Raw genomic sequence first — 17,097 nt, 5'->3', positions numbered from 1 at the left:
TTCCGGGCTCCCGCCGCTTCACCGTGCTACCGCCGCGGCACGCCCACCGTGCGCTGGGCGTCGTCCACCAGCCGCGCGGCCCAGGGCTCCGAGCGGTGGCTCCACACCCAGGCCGCGCCCAGGAAGGCGCAGCCCAGGAGCACGAGCACCAACCGCGCGAGGAAGGACGGCCCCGCTTCACCTGCGCTGGCGGCCATGGCCTAGCCCACCACGCGGTTGCGGCCCGACTTCTTCGCCTTGTACAGGTTGGCGTCCGCCACCTTGATGAAGTGCGTGGGCTCCAGCATGTCCGGCGTCTGCTCGGCCACGCCGATGGAGATGGTGACGGGGATTTCCTTGTCGTCGTAGACGAAGGACTTGCCCTCGATGAGCCGGCGAATCTTCTCCGCGAACAGGCGCGCCTTGTCCGGGCCGTCCTCGGGGAGGACGACGGCGAACTCCTCGCCGCCGTAGCGGGCGAAGCACTGCTCGCGGCGCACCAGGCGCTTGATGGACTGGGCCAGCTCCCGCAGCACGTAGTCCCCGGCGAGGTGGCCGTGGACGTCGTTGATCTGCTTGAAGTGGTCGATGTCGAACATCATCAGCGTGAGTGTGCGCTGATAACGCGTGGACCGGCCCATCTCCTTCTCGAGGTACTCCAGGAAGTACCTCTTGTTGTTGATGCCGGTGAGACCGTCCGCGATGGTCAGCGTGTAGATGGTCTCGTGGTACTGGGTCTCGATGTTGTCGCCGTCGAGGAACTTGAAGATGGAGCCCCCCACCTTGACCAGGTCCCCGCTGCGCAGCGGCGAGGCCTGAAGCACCTCCTGGTCATTGAGGAAGGTGCCATTCGTGGAGCCCAGGTCCTCAACGAGCATCTTCCCCCCACGCCCCAGGATGCGGGCGTGGCGGCGGGACACGTTGTCCAGGTCCACCACGATGTGGTTGTGCTGATCCCTCCCGATGGTGAGCTCGGCATCCTCGATGAGGTACTTCTTGCCGAGCTCCGGGCCGTGAATCTGCACGAGGCAACACTCCGTGCTGCGGTGGGCATGCACGTTGAGCGTTGAAATCTTGGTGACGCGGGTTTCGTCGCCGGCCATCGGAAACGAGGCTAGCACGATAGCCTCGGCGGAAGCCATGCAACGCAGCCGGGGCCGGTTCTTCGGCCCCTGGCGGCGCTTCTCCCACATCCCGCCCGGGGCGGACGCCGGGCGCGGGCAGCCCGAAGCCCCGTGGCGCCCAGGCGTCCACCGCCGGTCAGGTCACCTGAACAGGCGGTTGGGCACTCAACGATGGCCAGCAGGCAGGCACACGTGCCCTTGCCGGCCCTCCGGGGGCGGCTAACGTCCGGAACACCTATGTCCAAAGTCCTGGCGATGATTCTGGCTGGAGGCGCTGGCACGCGCCTGGAGCCCCTGACGCGCGAGCGCGCGAAGCCCGCTGTCCCCTTCGGCGGGCGCTACCGCATCATCGACTTCGTCCTGTCGAACTTCGCCAACTCCGGCGTGTACCGGATGAAGGTGCTGACGCAGTACAAGAGCGACTCGCTCAACAACCACCTGTCCCGCGCGTGGCGGATGACGGCGTTCCTGGGCCACTACGTGGAGGCCGTCCCCGCGCAGATGCGGACGGGGGTGGACTGGTACAAGGGCAGCGCGGACGCCATCTACCAGAACCTCAACATCATCACCGACGAGGAGCCGGACCACATCTTCGTCTTCGGCGCGGACCACGTGTACCGGATGGACACGCGGCAGATGCTGGACTTCCACTGCGCGAAGAAGGCGGCGTGCACGGTGGCCGCCATCCCGGTGCCCATTGAGCAGGGCCGCGAGTTCGGCATCATCGACGTGGGGCCGGACGGGCGGATGCTCCAGTTCCTGGAGAAGCCCAAGGACCCGCCGCCCATGCCGGGCAACCCGAAGATGTGCCTGGCGTCCATGGGCAACTACCTCTTCAACACCGACACGCTGGTGCAGGAGGTGGTGCGGGACGCGGCCAACGAGGCGAGCGCGCACGACTTCGGCAAGTCCATCATCAGCGAGCTGTACAAGCGCGCGCCGGTGTACGTGTACGACTTCGCGCAGAACGAAGTCGCGGGCCAGGAGGCCAAGGAGCGCGGCTACTGGCGGGACGTGGGGAACATCGACGTCTACTACCAGTCCAACATGGACCTGGTGGAGGTGGACCCGACCTTCAACCTCTACAACGACCGCTGGCCCATCCACACCCAGCCCAACAACTACCCGCCGGCGAAGTTCGTCTTCGCGGACGAGCAGAACCACCGCGTGGGCCACGCCATGGACACGCTGGTGGCGGAGGGCTGCATCATCTCCGGTGGCAGCGTGCGGCGCTCGGTGCTGTCTCCCAAGGTGCGCGTCAACTCGTACTCGGAGGTGGAGGACTCCATCCTCTTCGAGAACGTCACCATCGGCCGGCGCTGCCGCATCCGCCGGGCCATCATCGACAAGAACGTGGAGATTCCGCCGGGGATGACCATCGGGTTCGACCCGGTGGAGGACCGGCGCCGCTTCCACGTCACGCCCGCGGGCGTGGTGGTGATTCCCAAGGGCATGAAGGTGACCTGAGGCGGCCATGGGCGCGGACGGACTCCTCCTGAGGCCCGCGAAGGAGTCCGACCGGCGCACGCTGTGGCGCATCCACACCCAGGCGGTGGAAGCCCTCTGCCCGCGCGCGTACGCGCCGCACGAGGTGCGCACCTGGGTGCGGCTCTTGAGGCCGGAGGGCTACCTGCGGCCAGAGCGTCCGCGCACGGTGCTGGTGGCGGAGCGGGGCCGGCGCGCGGTGGGCTTCGGACAGGTGGACGCGGCGCTGGGTGAGCTGGAGGCGCTGTACGTGGTGCCGGACGAGGCGGGCCACGGCGTGGGCGCCACCCTGCTGTGGGCGCTGGAGTCCACCGTCTGGCGGGGCGACGCGGCGCGGCTCGGGCTGGACGCCAGCCTGAACGCCGAGCACTTCTATCAGCGCCACGGCTACGCCTCCGTCCACCCCGCCCGGCGCCCGCTCACGCCCGAGGTCCAGTTGGCGTGCGTGCGGATGCAGAAGCAACGGCCGGCCACGGCCCGGGGCGGTGGCCAGCCAGGGAGCGCGGCTAGGTGAAGGACGCCTTCACCTCGGGCTTGTTGAGCACCACCAGGGCCCAGATGCCCACGGGGATGCCCAGGCAGGCGCAGGGGCTGCAGCAGGGAATGACGGAGATGATGGCGGCGGTCATCGCCAGCCCATGGCTCTGCAGGTTCTTCATCTTCAGCGCGCCGAAGAAGATGAGGCCGTTGAGCGCAATCGTGAGCAGCGCGAACATCACCTTGCCGCCGGTGCTCGACAGCCCCGCAATCAACCGCCGGGCGCCTTCAGGCAGGTCGGGATTCTGGAGCGCCTCCGTGACGGCGGGGTCCGCTCCGCCAAACGACTGGAGCAGGTTGACGAGCCCCAGCAGCACCGTGATGCCGGACAGGACCATCAGCAGGATGGCCGGCAGAGACACGGCCTCCTGCGCGCCCGGGCCGCCGGGCGAGTTCATCGTTCCGTAGGTGTTCTCCATGGTCCCCAGTTCCCCTCGATGCGGCGTGAAGTGTCGCGTGGGCGGTGGGCCCGCCGCGAGGCCATTCCACTCGGAGACGGGGGAGCACGCCAAGTGAAATGACGTGCCCCCTCCCCCCCCGCTGCTCAGGCCTTGAAGGTGAGCAGGGGCGCGAGCCGGGCCACCTCCCGGACGATGCCGGCCTCCACCTGGGCATCCACCACCGGGCGGATGGGCTTGTAGGCCGCCGGGGCCTCCTCGACGCGCCGCTCCGCGCGGAGGGTGATGCAGTCCACCCCCGTCAGCCCCAGGGCCGCCTCGCTCTGGTCCGCGCCCCCGCGCGACAGGGAGAAGCGGGAGCGCGCGCGGCCCGCGCCATGCGACGCGGACTCCAGCGCCCGCGCATCGCCACACCCCACCATGAGGAAGGACGTGGCCCCCATGGAGCCGGGGATGATGACCGGCTGCTCCGCGCCCGCCGGGCACGCGCCCTTGCGCGCCAGCCAGCCCCCTTCGTAGGGCAGCGTCAGGTTGTGGGGCACGTCGTAGACGAGCGGCGCCTCCACGTCCCCGAAGAGCTCCCGGAGCGTCTGCCGAAGCAGCTCCGCCAGCAGCAGGCGGTTGAGGAAGGCGTAGTTGGCCGCCGTCGCCTCCGCCTCCAGGTATTGCTCGACGAGCCGCGCGTCTCCCAGCGGGAGGATGCCGCTTTCGGGGAGCGGCGCGCCCACGGGCCAGGCCTGGCGCGCGCGGTCCTGCCACGCCACGCCCACGTGCTTGCCCACGTCGCGGCTGCCGGAGTGAATCATGAACGCGAGCTGCCCCTCACGCACACCCCAGCCCCACGCCCGCGCCCGGTCCTCCACCGCCTCCACGCGCTGCACCTCCACGAAGTGGTTGCCCCCGCCGATGGTGGCCAGCCCGGCGTCGCGCACCAGCCCTTCCCGCGTGAAGGACTCGGGGGCCCAGCGGGGGTGGCCCTTCAACCCGCCGCCCAGGTGGATGCGCGCCACCTCCGCGTCGAGCTGCGCCAGGTCGGCCCGGCCCGCGCATCCCAGCGGGCGCTCCAGCGTCTCCACGAGCCACCCCTGCACGCCGTCGCGCAGCAGCGCCTCGGAGGCCCGCGAGCCCATGGTGACGTCCCGCGTGCCGAAGAAGTAGTGGCCCTTCATCCGCTCGACGAAGGCCGTCCGCTTCGCCAGGAAGGCCTCCACGGAGACGTTCGCGACGTGCAGGCGCATGCCGCAGTTGATGTCGGTGCCGATGGCGCCGGGCACCACCAGCCCGCGCGTGTGGAGCACCGAGCCGATGGCCACGCCGGAGTCACCCGGGTGGAAGTCCGGCGTGGCGCGCACGCGCAGCACCTGGCCACCGCTCGGGTGTCTCAGCGCGGCGAGGTGGGCGAGCTGCTGGAAGGCCTTGCCCTCCACGGGCAGGTCCGGAGGGAGGAGGACCTCGGCGGGCGGCGCATGGGCGTCACCCTGGAGGCGGACGGAATAGAGGCGGCCGTCATAGGCCACCTCGAGCCCCTCGCGGGCGAGCGCCCGGAGAAGCCGGTTCAGTTTCGGCTGCATGACCCAACTCAGGAATGCCCCGGGGCCCGAAGACGGGCACACCCGGGGGGACGTGACGGAGCGATGAGGGACCAGGGGTCAGCAGCCGCGGTCGCCGGACGGCGCGAAGCCGTCCTCACCGTGCACGCACGGGCACGCACGCCATTCCTGACGAAGCGGTGTCAGACTGCGGCGGACAGGCCGCCATCCACGTTGATGGCCGCGCCGCTGATGTAGCCACCGCGAGGCGACAGCAGGAAGGCCACGGTGTCCGCGAACTCCTCCGCCTTCCCCACCCGGCCCAGCGGGATGCCCGCGTGGCGGGCCATCTCCTGCTGGAAGGACTCCACGGGCTTGCCGACCTCCCTGGCGCGGCGCTCCCACTGGCCACTTTCGATGATGCCCACCAGCACCGCGTTCACCCGGATGTCGTGGGGGCCAAACTCCTTGGACAGCGCCTTCGTCAGCGCGAGCCCCGCCGCGCGAGACACCGAGGACGGCGTGGAGTTGGCGCCCGGCGTCTTCGCCGCGATGGCCAGCACGTTGACGATGGCGCCGCCGCCCGACTCCTTCAGGAAGGGCAGCGCCTGCCGCGAGGCGCGAATCGCCGCGAAGACCTTGAGCTGGAGGTCCGCCTCCCACTCCGCGTCACTCACCGAGGCGAAGGGCCGGCCCGCCGCGGTGCCCGCGTTGTTCACCAGCGCGTCGATGCGGCCGAAGCGCGCGTGGGCGGCGTCCACGAAGTGCTCCACCTCCCACGCGCGCGACACGTCGGCCTGGACGGTGAGCACGTCGCCACCTTCGGCGCGCAGGGCCGCGGCGGTGGCCTCCAGCCGCTCCACCCCACGGGCACAGAGCGCCACCTTCGCGCCCTCCCGGACGAGCCGCCGGGCCACCGCGGCCCCCAGCCCCTCCGAGCCGCCCGTCACCAGCACCACCTTGCCACCCAGCTCCAGGTCCACGTGCCACCTCCTCCCGGCCAGCGCCGGCCCCGCGAGGCAGCCACCCCCCGCGTGGGACCGGAACCCGGGACGTCACGTCATCATGCCGGCTGCTTCACCGGGTGCCGCTTCTGGTCGAAGGCCGCCAGCGTCCGGGCAATCTCCTCGTTCACCGCCCGCAGCATGTCCTGCTTCTCCCGGAACGGCAGGAAGGCGCTCTTGAAGCCGGAGACGAGGATGGTGGTCAAATCCTCCAGCGACAGGCCCAGCTCGGAGTGCGCCGTCCACAGCTCCTTGGTCACCGTGGTGTCGGTGATGAGGCGGTTGTCCGTGTTGATGGTCACCCGCAGGCCGTAGTCGAAGTAGAACTTCAGCGGGTGCGCGGACAGGCTGGACACCGCGCCCGTCTGCACGTTGGAGGTGGGGCACACCTCCAGCGGGATGCGGTGGTCGTTGACGTAGTTGAGCAGGTCCCCGTCCTCGCGCAGCCGCGTGCCGTGGCCGATGCGGTGCGCGCCCAGGTTGTGGATGGCCTGGGAGATGGACTCGGGGCCGTAGGCCTCACCCGCGTGCGCGGTGCAGTTGACGTTGTTCTTGAGGATGAGCTGGAAGGCGTCCCGGTGGTCCTTCGCGGGGAAGCTCGCCTCCGCGCCGGCCAGGTCGAAGCCGATGACGCCGCGGTTCTTGTAGGCCACCGCCAGCTCGGCCAGCCGCATGGACGTCTGCGGGTTGATGTGGCGGATGCCGCAGACGATGACGCCGCACTTGATGCCCGTCTCCCGCTTCGCGGCGCGCAGGCCCTCCAGCACCGAGTCGATGACCGTGGTCATCTTCAGGCCCTTCTGCAGGTGCAGCGCGGGCGAGTAGCGGACCTCCAGCCAGCGCACGTTCTCCGCGGCGGCGTCCACGGCCAGCTCGTAGGCGGCGCGGTAGAGGGCCTCGGCCGTCTGGAGCACGGAGAGCGTCACGTCGAAGGCGACGAGGTACTCCTCCAGGCTCTCGCACACCTCGCCCATGTGGATGGCCTTGGCCAGCCCGTCCTCGGTGTCGGCGAGCAGCTTGATTTTCTGCTGCTCGGCCAGCTCGAGGATGGTCTTCAGGCGCATGGACCCATCCAGGTGGCAGTGGAGGTCCGTCTTGGGCAGCGCGCGCAGCAGCTCTTCCGTCACCGCCAGGGTGGGCGGCGGCATGAAGTCCGTCCGCCGGGCGGACGAGGGGATGCCGGTGGCGTTGGGAATTTCGTCATCACGAATGGTAGGCATGGTCCAAGTTCCTTCCTTGCGCCATCCTCCAAACCATGTCGTCTCGCGCCTGTCCATGCACGCCCTTGCTGCCCGCCCTGGCGCTGACACTGGTGGCCGCCATGGGGTGCCGGGAGCCCGCGACGAGCGCCTTCCGCTACTCCACGGACGCCTCGTCCCGGGCGGGGCTGGTGGCCCTGACGGACGGCGTGCTCACCGCCAACGAGGCCGGTACCGTCGTCCGCCTGGAGCGGAGCGGCCGTGTCGCCTGGCGGGTCCCCCTGGACAGGGAGGTGGCCACACGTCCGGCCCTGCTGGCGGACAGCGTCATCGCCGGGACCGTGGGCGGAGACCTGGTCCGGCTGGCGCTCGACACGGGCGCGGTGCAGTGGCGCCTCTCCGGTGAGCCCCCCGTCCTTACCGCACCCGTGGCGGACGCGGCGGGGAAATACGTCTTCCTCGTGGGGCCGGATGGCGCCGTCCGCGCCCTCTTCACGGACACCGGGAAGACGGACTGGGAGCGGCCCCCACCTGGAAGGCCCGGGCCGGCCGCGGCGCCTCGCGCCTTCCCCACCCCGGTGCTGAAGGACGGACTGCTGGTCGTGGCGCTGGGAGACGCGGGGGTGATGGCCCTGGCCACCCAGGACGGGGCCCGGCGCTGGCAACGGGACGTGCGGGACGTGCTGGGAATGACGCTGTGGCGGGACACGCTCTATGTGAGCACCCGCCAGGGCCGCGTCCTGGCGCTGCGGCTCGGGGATGGCACGCCCCTGTGGGAGCAGGCCCCCGCCGCGGCCCTGAGCAGTCCTCCCTCGCTGGCCCTGGGGACGGTGTGGGTCGGCACGGGCGGAGCGGCGCCCCTGCTCGTGGGGTTGTCCTCGGAGGATGGCGAGGAGGTCGCTCGCGCCACATTGCCCGACGCGCTCGTCTCGGGCGTGACGCCGGTGCGGGAGGACCTGCTGCTGGTGCCCACCAGCGGCCGTCAGGGGCGGCTCGTCGCGCTGAAGACGGGGACGTGGCAGCCCGCCTTCTCCGTCCGCGCGGATACGCCGCTGCGCACCCAGCCCGTGGTGCTGGGCGACCAGGTCATCGTCCTGGGCCTGGACGGCCGCGTGCTGTCGTGGCGGCTGCGCACGCCCGCCCGCTGAGGAGGCAGGGCCCGCCTCACGACGTCCGCCTCAGCCCGGCATCAGGAAGCGGGCGATGATGCGCTTGAGGCCCACGCCTCCGCCGAACTCCACCGTCACCTTCGCGTTGGGGCCGTTGCCGTCCGCGGACACCACGCGGCCCACGCCGAACTGCTCGTGGCGCACGCGCATGCCGCGCACGTCCCCGCCGACGCCGTCCATGTCCGACGACGCCTGCGAGTACGAGCGGTCGATGCGCGGCCCGTCGTCCTCGTCATGGGGCCGCCTGCGCGGCATCGAGGGCACTCTGGGCCGGGGCGCCTCGGGGAGCTCCTGCTCGCTGATGCCGAACAGCGGCGAGGGCACGTCCCGCAGGAAGCGGCTGGGCGCGTTGTAGCGCAGCTCACCGAACAGCGAGCGGCACTGCGCCAGGCTCACGAAGAGCCGCTTCCGCGCCCGCGTGAAGCCCACGTAGCAGAGGCGCCGCTCCTCGGCCATCTCCTCCGAGGGCTCGCCGTCCGCCGAGGCGTCCTCGCTCAGGAAGGTGGTCTCGGACTTCACCGCGCGCGCGTGCGGGAAGACGTTCTCCTCCATGCCGGTGAGGAAGACGGCGTCGAACTCCAGGCCCTTGGCGGCGTGCAGCGTCATCAGCGCCACCCGGCCATCGCCCACCTCCGCGTCCGCCTCGCCCACCAGCGAAATCTGCTCCAGGAAGGCCTGCAGCGCCGGCACGTCCGCCGTCAGCGGGGCCGCGTCCACCTCGGGAGGGACTTCTGGAGGAGGATTCGCCGCGGCCGCCACCGCCGCGGCGGCCCGGTTCAGGTCGAACTCCTGCGCCGCGCCCAGGAACTCGCGGAGGTTCTCCGCGCGCGTCTGGGCCTCGTCGCTGCCCTCGGCCAGGAGCGTCTCCACCAGCTTCGTCTCGCGCAGCATCTGGTCCACCGCGCCCGCCGCTTCCTCGTTCGTCTGGGCGAAGGCCGTCAGGGACTCCAGCAGGTTGCGGAAGCCCTTGAGCCGCTTCACCGCGGCGCCATTGAGGGCGGGGACCTGCTCCGGCTGGGACAGGGCCTCGTAGAGGCTCACGCCCCGTGCGTTGGCGAAGTCCGTCAGCCGCTCCACCGTGGTGTCGCCGATGCCGCGCGCCGGGATGTTGATGATGCGCAGCAGGTCCGCGTCCGAGCGCGGATTCACCATCAGCCGCAGGTACGCGGACGCATCCCGCACTTCGGCCCGGTCATAGAAGCTGCGGCCACTCACCAGGGTGTACGGCACGCGCGCCAGGCGCAGGGCCTCTTCCAGCACGCGGCTCTGCGCGTTCGCCCGGTAGAACACCGCCATGCTGGACAGCTTGATGAAGCCCTCCCGCTGCAGCGCCAGAATCTGGCGCGCCACCTCCTGCGCCTCCGCCCGCTCGTCGCGGTTGAGCAGCAGGTCGAGCGTCTGGCCCCGCGGGCGCTCGGACCAGAGCTTCTTCTCCATGCGGCGCGTGTTCTTCCGGATGACCTCGTGCGCCGCGTCCAGGATGTTCTGGTCGGAGCGGTAGTTCTGCTCCAGCTTCACCACCTTCGCGCCCGGGTACTGCCGGGGGAAGCCGAGGATGTTGTCCACGTCCGCGCCGCGCCAGCGGTAGATGGACTGGTCGTCGTCGCCCACCACCACCAGGTTCGCGGAAGGGGGCGGCGCGAGCTGCTTGAGCAGCGCGTACTGCACCGGGTTGGTGTCCTGGAACTCGTCCACCAGCACGTGGGTGAAGCGGCGCCGGTAGTTCTCCAGCACGTCCGGCCGGGTGCGGAACAGCGTCACCAGCAGGAGCAGCAGGTCTCCGAAGTCCACCGCGTTGGCCGCGCGCAGCCGCTCCTGGTAGGCCGCGTACACCTTACGCACCAGCTGGCCCCGCTCGTCGCCGGGCGCCACCTGCATGTGCTCCGGCAGCCGGGCCGCGTTCTTCTCCTGGTCGATGCGGTGGAGGATTTCGCGCGGCTGCATGGACTCGATGCCCGCCTCACGCATGGCGCGCTTCACCACGTTGAGCTGGTCCGAGTCGTCGTAGATGACGAACGAGCGGGTGAGCCCCACGTGCTCCGCCTCGCGGCGGAGAATCTGCGCCGCCGCGGAGTGGAAGGTGCTGACCACCAGCTCGTTCGCTTGGGCACCCAGCAACTGCGTCAGGCGCTCGCGCATCTCCCGCGCCGCCTTGTTGGTGAACGTCACGGCCAGGATGCGCCACGGATAGACGTCGTGGACCTTCACCAGGTACGCCACGCGCCGGGTGATGACGCGCGTCTTGCCGCTGCCAGCGCCCGACAGGACGAGCAGGGGGCCGTCACCATGCAACACGGCCTCGCGCTGAGGCGCGTTGAGGTCTTCGAGGAGGGCGGTTTCGTGTGGGTTCGCGGGAGACATTCGGGAGGGAACCCATGCTTCTAACGTCTTTCCCCCACCAATGGGCACCCTTCCGCGCGCCCCGCCCGGCTGCCCGGCCCCCCAGGCATGCGGTGCGCTTATATAATGGTGCGCCTCCATGTCCGACTCCTCGTCCGGCGCCCCCTCGAAGCCTTCCCAGGCCGACCTGGACCGCTACGCAGAGCAGTTCTCCCAGAGCCTCACCCTGCGCCTCTTCGGCGCGCGCCTCAGCTTCCCGGAGGGACGCAAGGTGGTCGTCAGCATCCCAGCGCTGCGCCCCGAGCACCGGGGCGGCGCGGGCAGCGCCAGCGCCGTCAACGGCGGCATCCTCGCCGCCCTCTTCGACTACGCCATCGGCTGCACCGGCGCCCTGGTGGACCCGGGCCGGCGCTGCGCCACCGTGCAGCTCTCCATGAGCTTCGAGCGCGCCGTCACCGGAGACCACCTGCGCGTGGAATCCGAAATCGACAGCCAGACGGTGTCCCTCCTCTTCGCCACCGCCCGGGTGTACGACGGTGAAGGGCGCGTGTGCGGCCGCTGCCAGGGCGTGGTGAAGCTCTCCAACCTCCGCTGGGCCTCTGGAGACAGCCCCGCCGTCAACTGACCCTTGCCCACCCCGCCCCACATCCTCCCAGCCCCCATCGATATGTCTGGGACGGGCACACGTTCTGGGGATACCGGGGAGCAGGCGTGCGCCCCGGACGCCTCTGAGCGACGGGAAGACGGCATGAGTGCAGCCGTGCAGGGCCTGCGGATGACGACGCTGCGATTGTCAAAGGAAGCCGACGAGCCCGACGCGGCGACGGCGCCCGGGGGGGACGAAGCCCTCCTCGCGCGGCGCGCCCTGGCGGGGGAGCGGGCGGCCTGGGACGCGCTGGTGGCACGCCATCACCGGCGGGTCGTGGTATCGCTGCTCGCACGAGGCGTCCGGGTGGACCGGGCGCAGGAGCTGGCCCAGGAGACGTGGGCGCGGCTCATCCAGCAACAGCAGCGCGGGCTGCTGACGGAGCTGCGTCTGCCCAACCTCGCCCTCACCCAGGCGGCCTTCCTGGCCGCGGACGACGCACGGCGCGCCCGCCGTGAGTCCATCGCCGGGGCGGTGGAGGAGTTGCCGGAGCGCCACCACCCGGTGGACCCGGCGGTCTCCGCGGAGCGGCGCCTGCTCTCCGAGGAGCAGCTCTCCCGCGCCCATGCCGCGCTGGCCCAGGTGTCGCCCAGCGCACGAAACGTCTTCCTCCTGGCCTGTGACGGCCAGGAGCTCCCCCATGCCGAAGTCGCCTCGCGCGTTGGCCTGTCCGTCCAACGCGTGCGGCAAATCCTGTGCGAGGTCCGCAAGAAGCTGCGCACCGCGCTCGAGGAGGAGACCCATGCTTAAGCCCCACCTCACCCGCGACTCCGCGGAGCAGTACATCCTGGGGGCGCTGGCACCTGAGAAGGCCGCGAGCCTCGAGGCGCACACGTTGGAGTGCGAGCCGTGCGCCCGCCTGCTCCAGGAAGAGGCCCTGCTGTCGGAGCAGCTCCACGAGGTCGCCAGCACCTGTTCACCCGCGGCCGCCGTCATCCGCCCGGCCCGTTGGGACGCGCGGCGCCACGTCGCGGGGCTGGCCGGTGCCGCCCTGGCCGCGGCGGCCGCCGTGGTCTTCGTGGTGCTTCCCGGTGAACGGCCGCCCCCCGCATCGCCCAGGACCATCGCCCTGGATGTCACGCCGCCCGCGGTGGGATTGGAGACGGAGGTCGCGGAGCCCCAGGCCATCGTCGTGGCCTGCCCGGACCTGGCCACGCAGGCGTCATGCACCCAGGCGGCCGAGGAGCGTGGGCTCCTCGTCCAGTATCCCTGGGGCACGGGTGAAGTCCCCCGCTACGAGGCCCGCACCGGCCTCCCCGAGGGTGCGCTGAGCGCGCGCCGCCCCGTGTCGCTGTGAGGATTCCCGTCATGGACTTCCGGAAGAAACTCGCCGCCCTGCTGCTCGCGCTGGCCTCCACCGGGGCCGGAGCGCAGCCGTCGGAAGGCACCCAGAAGCTGCCTGTCGGCTGGTACGTGACGGAGAGTGCCCCCAAGCGCTACGAGGCCGGGGTGGACAGCAGCGCCACCTGCGAAGGCAGCCGCAGCGCCTACCTGCGCTCCCTGTCGCCGGACTCGAACGGCTACGGCACCTTCATGCAGGCCTTCGGCGCGCAGGACTTCCGCGGCAAGCGGCTGCGCTTCTCCGGCGCGCTCCGCATCAAGGACGTGGAGGGCTGGGCCGGCCTGTGGATGCGCGTGGAGGGGCCCGACCCGAAGCAGCCCCTGGCCTTCGACAACATGCAGTCGCGCGCCCTGGTGGGCACCGCGGGCTGCAAGCGCTACGACGTGGTGCTGGACGTCCCGAAGGAGGCCACCACCATCATGGCGGGCCTCATCATGAGCGGGACGGGCCAGGCCTGGCTGGATGGCGTGCGCTTCGAGGTCGTCGACGCGTCCGTCCCGGTGACGGACCTGCTGGCCTCGCGGCCGGTGGTGGCCGCCTCCAGCCCTTCGGGCCTGGAGGACGCGCCCGAGCCGGTGGCGAAGAACGCCCCGCTCCCACTGGGCCGCGTGGGTGACGTCTGGTTCAACCAGGGCCGCATCGCGGCGGACAAGCCGTACACCCGGCGCAAGGATGGCGTCTGGGTGAGCATCCTCGGCGAGGAGGTCTACGAGCATGGCATCGCGGTGACGGGCACCCTGGGCCAGCGCGCGCTCGACCTGAAGCTGAAGGCCGGTGGCCGGAGGACCCTCGTCGAGGGGACGTGGGGCGACGAGCCCGTCGACATCCAGCTCACGCCGGAGAAGCTGACCCTGCGCTGGGGCCGCAATACGCGCGAGCTGGCGCGCCACCTGGACCCGCAGGTGGACGCCACGTGCAACCGCTATCAGAAGACCGAGGGGCCCCGCGTGACGGATCAGCTCGACGTCTGCGGCGCGGCGCTGGGGACCCGGCCGCCCAGCGCGCAGCTCGTGATTGCCCTGCTGGCCAATGGCTTCAGCCCCACGCTTCCAGCGGGGAGCGCTCCCATTCCGCAGCCTCCCGTGCGCAGCCGGCAGGCGCTCGACACGGAGCGGACCGCGGTCCCCATGACGCCCTGAGCGCGGGGGGCCCGTGACAGCGGGCCCCGGCGCGGGCGCGAGGGCGCTCCGTCAGAAGGCGAAGTCGCGCTCCAGGGTTTCGCTCCCCGCCTGCACGGACAGGTGGGCAGAGCGCGCGCCGGTGGCCGACGCGGACGTCAAATCAAAGGCAATGCCCTCCGGCCCATGGGCCGGCTTGAGCGAGGGACGGCCGGGGCTCAGGAACACCGCCGCCGTCACCGTCCGTCCAGCCAGGGGCTGCACCAGCAGGCGCACGCGCTGACGCTCACGCACCAGCACCACGCGAAAGTCGCGGCGCTCATCCAGCACCTCGCGCTGCTCCGGCAGGCGGGCCGCGTGGGCGCGGTGGGAGACAGGCGCGCGCGAGGTGCGCGCGGAGCGAGCCACCGTCCCGTCCTCCTCCATGTCCAGCGCCTCGTCGATGGCGGCCTCGCCCTCGTCCAGCGCCAGCACGGCCTGGGCACATTCACCACAGCGCGCCGTGTGCGCGTCCAGCCGGGTCCGCTCGTCCTCGGACAGCAGCCCCATGTCGAGGCGCCAGAGGTCTTCCGCGGTGAGGTGCCGGCGTGGGGGCATGTCCACGGGCGCGGCGTCCGCCATGTCCGCGCGGCACGCCTCGCATTCCTGGAGGTGGGACGTCAGCGTCTGGGGACTGGCCGTCCAGGTGGCGACCAGGTCATCGCAGCCGGCGCGCGCGGAGAACCACCAGGCGGCATCCTGCTCGGCGGGCTCGAGGAGGTCGCGCTCCTGCCGGCGCTGCGGATTGAGGGGGATGAACCAACGCGCCCGGGAGCTCAATGCGGAGTCCAGACTCTGGAGCGCGGCGAGAAAGCGGTCTCGGAGCTGCGCGGCGTCGCCGTCGAGGGCGCCGTGAAAGCCCTCCCAGACGGCCAGGGCGTGGGCGGCGGAGGCGGCCCGGTCGCGGGCGGAAAGTCCCTCCAGCGCGGAGGTGCGCCACATGTCCGCTTCCTCGCCGCCGTCGAGCACCACCTCGACGGCTTCTTCCGCGGCCCTCAGCAGCACCGGCTGCAGCGACTGCGGTTTCTGCGACTTCAACCAGGCTTCCACCTGAGGTCGACCCAGGCCCCGCAGGGCGGCGTCCACACCTTCGGTCTCCAACCGGGAGCGGCGGCGCAGCAGGTCACCCGCTGCCTCGAGCACTTCACCGGGAGAAGCCGTGCCCGACAGGAGCTGCGAGCGGCGGGCGGCATAGCGGGACAGCGTATCTCCAACAATCATGGGTTCATTCCTCCTGGGTACCCCGGGTATGGCGGGGAAGGAGGCGGCTCACGCTCCCTCCCCGTATGACTCGCGCTGAAGGTCCAGCAGGTAGAGCTTGAGGTAGGCCTGCGCACGGCTGACGCGCTTGTAGCTGTTCACCACGGTGATGTTCAGGCGCCGGGCACATTCTTCGTGATCCTCGACGTCTTCGTGGTGGTACAGGTCCCAAGCCGAGGCTTCCTTCGGGTGCTCCTGCTGGAGGCGGGCAAACGCCGCCCAATACAGCTCCTGGGCCTCGGCGCGCTCCTCACGCCGCTTCCCGAACTCGACGGCGCGAGCCACCTGGGAGGGTGGCTCCTCCATGGCGTCATCGGGATCCGCCGGGGGCGCCGCGAGCTCCTCGCGGTGCTTCCGGTAGAAGTCGATGGCCACGTGCTTGACGATGCGCAGGAAGAACGTCTTGGGAGACGCGCTCCGGCCGGGCATCTGCTCCGACACGCCGCGGAACTGGTCCAGGCCACGGTCGATGAACTTCCCCACCGCGTCCTGGAAGAGCTCGTCCGAGTCCGCTGGGGAACCACGGCCGTAGCTCGCCTGAATCTTGCTGATGACATACCGCGAGGGCCGGGCCCACCGCTGCACCAACGCCCCGAGCGGGCCCTGGTAGGGCTCGTTCGTGGCGCGGCGGCGGACCACCTCCGCGAACAATTCGTCATCCGTGAGCTGCTCGAACACCGGAAGGACCTGGGGGCTGCGCCGGGGAAGTCGCCCCGGGATGTTGGGTTTCGGGGATGTGGCGCGGCAAGGTACCACGTTGGCATCCGCAGGCAGCCTCCGAGACAAGCAGGGGGCGCCAACCCAGCGGAATCACCGGACAATTGGCACCCACGGCGTTGGACGAAGGCCGCGCGGCATTCCTGACGGGATTGATAGAGCGGCCCTTCGGAAATCAGGCCCGGAAAATCCCCCTGTCAGGGTCAGCGAGGGCCCGCGTCTTCGCCCCCATCACTTTCGAGCGCCTGGCCGAAGCGGCCCTACAAGCCGTGGTTCGACTCCACACATGCCCCAACCGGCGTGTGCCGACGGGTGGTCCGTCACTGATCTGATGAATCAGCCAACCGGCTTCTTCACTCGGGCGCTCAATTTTTCCCTGCTTGAGGATTCGCGTCATGTCCCGCCGCACCATCGTCATCGGAGACCTTCATGGCTGTTACGACGAAGCCGTGGAGCTGCTCGACAAGGTCGGCGCGACCTCCAGCGACCGGGTCATCTTCGCGGGTGACCTGGTGGACCGCGGCCCGAAGCGCCGCGAGTGCGTGGAGCTGGCCATGCGGCACGAGGCCGTCCTGGGCAACCACGAGGAGAAGCACCTCCAGCAGCGCCACCGGGCGGACGAGCGCCTGCTCCCCGACCACCTCGAGACGCGCCGGGTGCTCGAAGCCGAGCATTACGCGTGGATGGCCGGGCTGCCCCACTACCTGCGGCTGCCAGAGCACAACGCCATCGTGGTGCACGCCGGCATGCTGCCAGGCCGTCCCGTCGAGGAACAGGATGCGTACCACCTGCTCCATGCCCAGTGCATCCGGCCCCCGGCGACCAAGAGCTACTGGCCGTCAAAGGCGCCCGCGGGCTGGACCTTCTGGACCCACCACTGGAAGGGCCCGGAGCGGGTCATCTTCGGCCACACCGTCTTCGACGCGCCGCTCGTCACCGAATACGCCGTGGGTATCGACACCGGCTGCGTCTACGGCCACTCACTGACGGCGGTCGTGCTCCCTACCTGGGAGTTCGTCTCGGTGCCGGCCCGGAGTACGTACCGGGGCGGCAAGCGCGTGGCCCGGCGTCCGGTCCACGGCGACGTGTCCGTCTTCTCGTAGTCGACTTTCGCGCCCGGCCGACGGGGTCCAACACGCATACAGCTACGCGGGTTCGAATCCCGCCGGAGTCCTTCGGGGCTCCGTGGCTCAGCGGTCGAGCACTGGGAC

17 protein-coding genes are annotated in these 17,097 nt (G+C 70.7%); 8 read left to right on the top strand and 9 right to left on the bottom strand.

What is annotated here, in order from left to right; all coding sequences use genetic code 11:
* Positions 1–26: 26 nt before the first annotated feature.
* Together MYMAC_RS37175 and MYMAC_RS08225 are read right to left on the bottom strand one after the other, a co-directional pair.
* Complete coding sequence (locus MYMAC_RS37175) at positions 27–197, bottom strand: hypothetical protein (protein WP_170114713.1); 171 nt, start codon at positions 195–197, stop codon at positions 27–29.
* Positions 198–200: 3 nt separating this feature from the next.
* Complete coding sequence (locus MYMAC_RS08225) at positions 201–1,082, bottom strand: GGDEF domain-containing protein (protein ID WP_013935337.1); 882 nt, start codon at positions 1,080–1,082, stop codon at positions 201–203.
* A gap of 258 nt (positions 1,083–1,340) precedes the next feature.
* On the opposite strand from MYMAC_RS08225, the gene glgC reads away from it, so the two are divergent.
* Complete coding sequence (gene glgC, locus MYMAC_RS08220) at positions 1,341–2,570, top strand: glucose-1-phosphate adenylyltransferase (protein ID WP_013935338.1); 1,230 nt, start codon at positions 1,341–1,343, stop codon at positions 2,568–2,570.
* 7 nt (positions 2,571–2,577) lie between these two features.
* Positions 2,578–3,102, top strand: a complete 525-nt coding sequence (locus MYMAC_RS08215; RefSeq protein ID WP_157757475.1) for a GNAT family N-acetyltransferase — start codon at positions 2,578–2,580, stop codon at positions 3,100–3,102.
* Here the strand turns inward: MYMAC_RS08215 and MYMAC_RS08210 are convergent.
* From MYMAC_RS08210 to add, 4 genes are all read right to left on the bottom strand, one after another.
* Positions 3,095–3,544, bottom strand: a complete 450-nt coding sequence (locus MYMAC_RS08210) for a hypothetical protein (RefSeq protein ID WP_239989416.1) — start codon at positions 3,542–3,544, stop codon at positions 3,095–3,097. The genes MYMAC_RS08215 and MYMAC_RS08210 overlap by 8 nt on opposite strands.
* 125 nt (positions 3,545–3,669) lie before the next feature.
* Positions 3,670–5,094: an RtcB family protein gene (locus MYMAC_RS08205; protein WP_095957669.1), complete on the bottom strand. Its 1,425-nt coding sequence runs from the start codon at positions 5,092–5,094 to the stop codon at positions 3,670–3,672.
* A gap of 161 nt (positions 5,095–5,255) precedes the next feature.
* Positions 5,256–6,035 carry an SDR family oxidoreductase gene (locus MYMAC_RS08200; RefSeq protein WP_013935342.1) on the bottom strand — a complete coding sequence of 260 codons (780 nt, stop codon included), beginning with the start codon at positions 6,033–6,035 and terminating at the stop codon, positions 5,256–5,258.
* A gap of 80 nt (positions 6,036–6,115) precedes the next feature.
* The gene (gene add, locus MYMAC_RS08195) at positions 6,116–7,276 is read right to left on the bottom strand and encodes an adenosine deaminase (RefSeq protein ID WP_013935343.1); all 1,161 of its coding nucleotides are present in this window, start codon (positions 7,274–7,276) and stop codon (positions 6,116–6,118) included.
* Between the two features lie 35 nt (positions 7,277–7,311).
* On the opposite strand from add, the gene MYMAC_RS08190 reads away from it, so the two are divergent.
* Positions 7,312–8,403: an outer membrane protein assembly factor BamB family protein gene (locus tag MYMAC_RS08190; RefSeq protein ID WP_095957668.1), complete on the top strand. Its 1,092-nt coding sequence runs from the start codon at positions 7,312–7,314 to the stop codon at positions 8,401–8,403.
* Positions 8,404–8,433: 30 nt separating this feature from the next.
* Here the strand turns inward: MYMAC_RS08190 and MYMAC_RS08185 are convergent, their stop codons facing one another.
* Positions 8,434–10,785 carry an ATP-dependent helicase gene (locus tag MYMAC_RS08185; RefSeq protein WP_095957667.1) on the bottom strand — a complete coding sequence of 784 codons (2,352 nt, stop codon included), beginning with the start codon at positions 10,783–10,785 and terminating at the stop codon, positions 8,434–8,436.
* A 118-nt stretch (positions 10,786–10,903) separates the two neighbouring features.
* Here MYMAC_RS08185 and MYMAC_RS08180 point away from each other — a divergent pair, with 118 nt between their 5' ends.
* The 4 genes from MYMAC_RS08180 (at position 10,904) to MYMAC_RS08165 (ending at position 13,891) form a co-directional block, all read left to right on the top strand.
* On the top strand, positions 10,904–11,389 hold the full coding sequence (locus MYMAC_RS08180; protein WP_013935346.1) for a PaaI family thioesterase: 486 nt from the start codon (positions 10,904–10,906) through the stop codon (positions 11,387–11,389).
* A gap of 135 nt (positions 11,390–11,524) precedes the next feature.
* The gene (locus MYMAC_RS08175; protein WP_013935347.1) at positions 11,525–12,160 is read left to right on the top strand and encodes an RNA polymerase sigma factor; all 636 of its coding nucleotides are present in this window, start codon (positions 11,525–11,527) and stop codon (positions 12,158–12,160) included.
* Complete coding sequence (locus tag MYMAC_RS08170) at positions 12,153–12,707, top strand: anti-sigma factor (RefSeq protein ID WP_095957665.1); 555 nt, start codon at positions 12,153–12,155, stop codon at positions 12,705–12,707. Before MYMAC_RS08175 ends, MYMAC_RS08170 begins: the two co-directional genes overlap by 8 nt.
* An 11-nt stretch (positions 12,708–12,718) precedes the next feature.
* Entirely contained in the window at positions 12,719–13,891 is a 1,173-nt protein-coding gene (locus MYMAC_RS08165) for an AraC family transcriptional regulator (protein WP_095957664.1), read from the top strand.
* Between the two features lie 51 nt (positions 13,892–13,942).
* Here the strand turns inward: MYMAC_RS08165 and MYMAC_RS08160 are convergent, their stop codons facing one another.
* Positions 13,943–15,130, bottom strand: coding sequence for a hypothetical protein (locus tag MYMAC_RS08160; protein ID WP_095957663.1), 1,188 nt, complete (start codon positions 15,128–15,130; stop codon positions 13,943–13,945).
* 48 nt (positions 15,131–15,178) lie between these two features.
* Entirely contained in the window at positions 15,179–15,847 is a 669-nt protein-coding gene (locus MYMAC_RS08155; RefSeq protein ID WP_095957662.1) for an RNA polymerase sigma factor, read from the bottom strand.
* A 434-nt stretch (positions 15,848–16,281) separates the two neighbouring features.
* Between MYMAC_RS08155 and MYMAC_RS08150 the strand changes: the two genes are divergently transcribed.
* Positions 16,282–16,989 carry a metallophosphoesterase gene (locus tag MYMAC_RS08150; protein WP_095957661.1) on the top strand — a complete coding sequence of 236 codons (708 nt, stop codon included), beginning with the start codon at positions 16,282–16,284 and terminating at the stop codon, positions 16,987–16,989.
* The last annotated feature ends 108 nt before the right edge of the window (positions 16,990–17,097 follow it).

Origin of the sequence: Corallococcus macrosporus DSM 14697, from assembly GCF_002305895.1 — a bacterium.
GTDB lineage: Bacteria > Myxococcota > Myxococcia > Myxococcales > Myxococcaceae > Myxococcus > Myxococcus macrosporus.
Note: the sequence above shows the minus strand (reverse complement) of the source record. Positions and strands in the feature narration are given on the sequence as shown.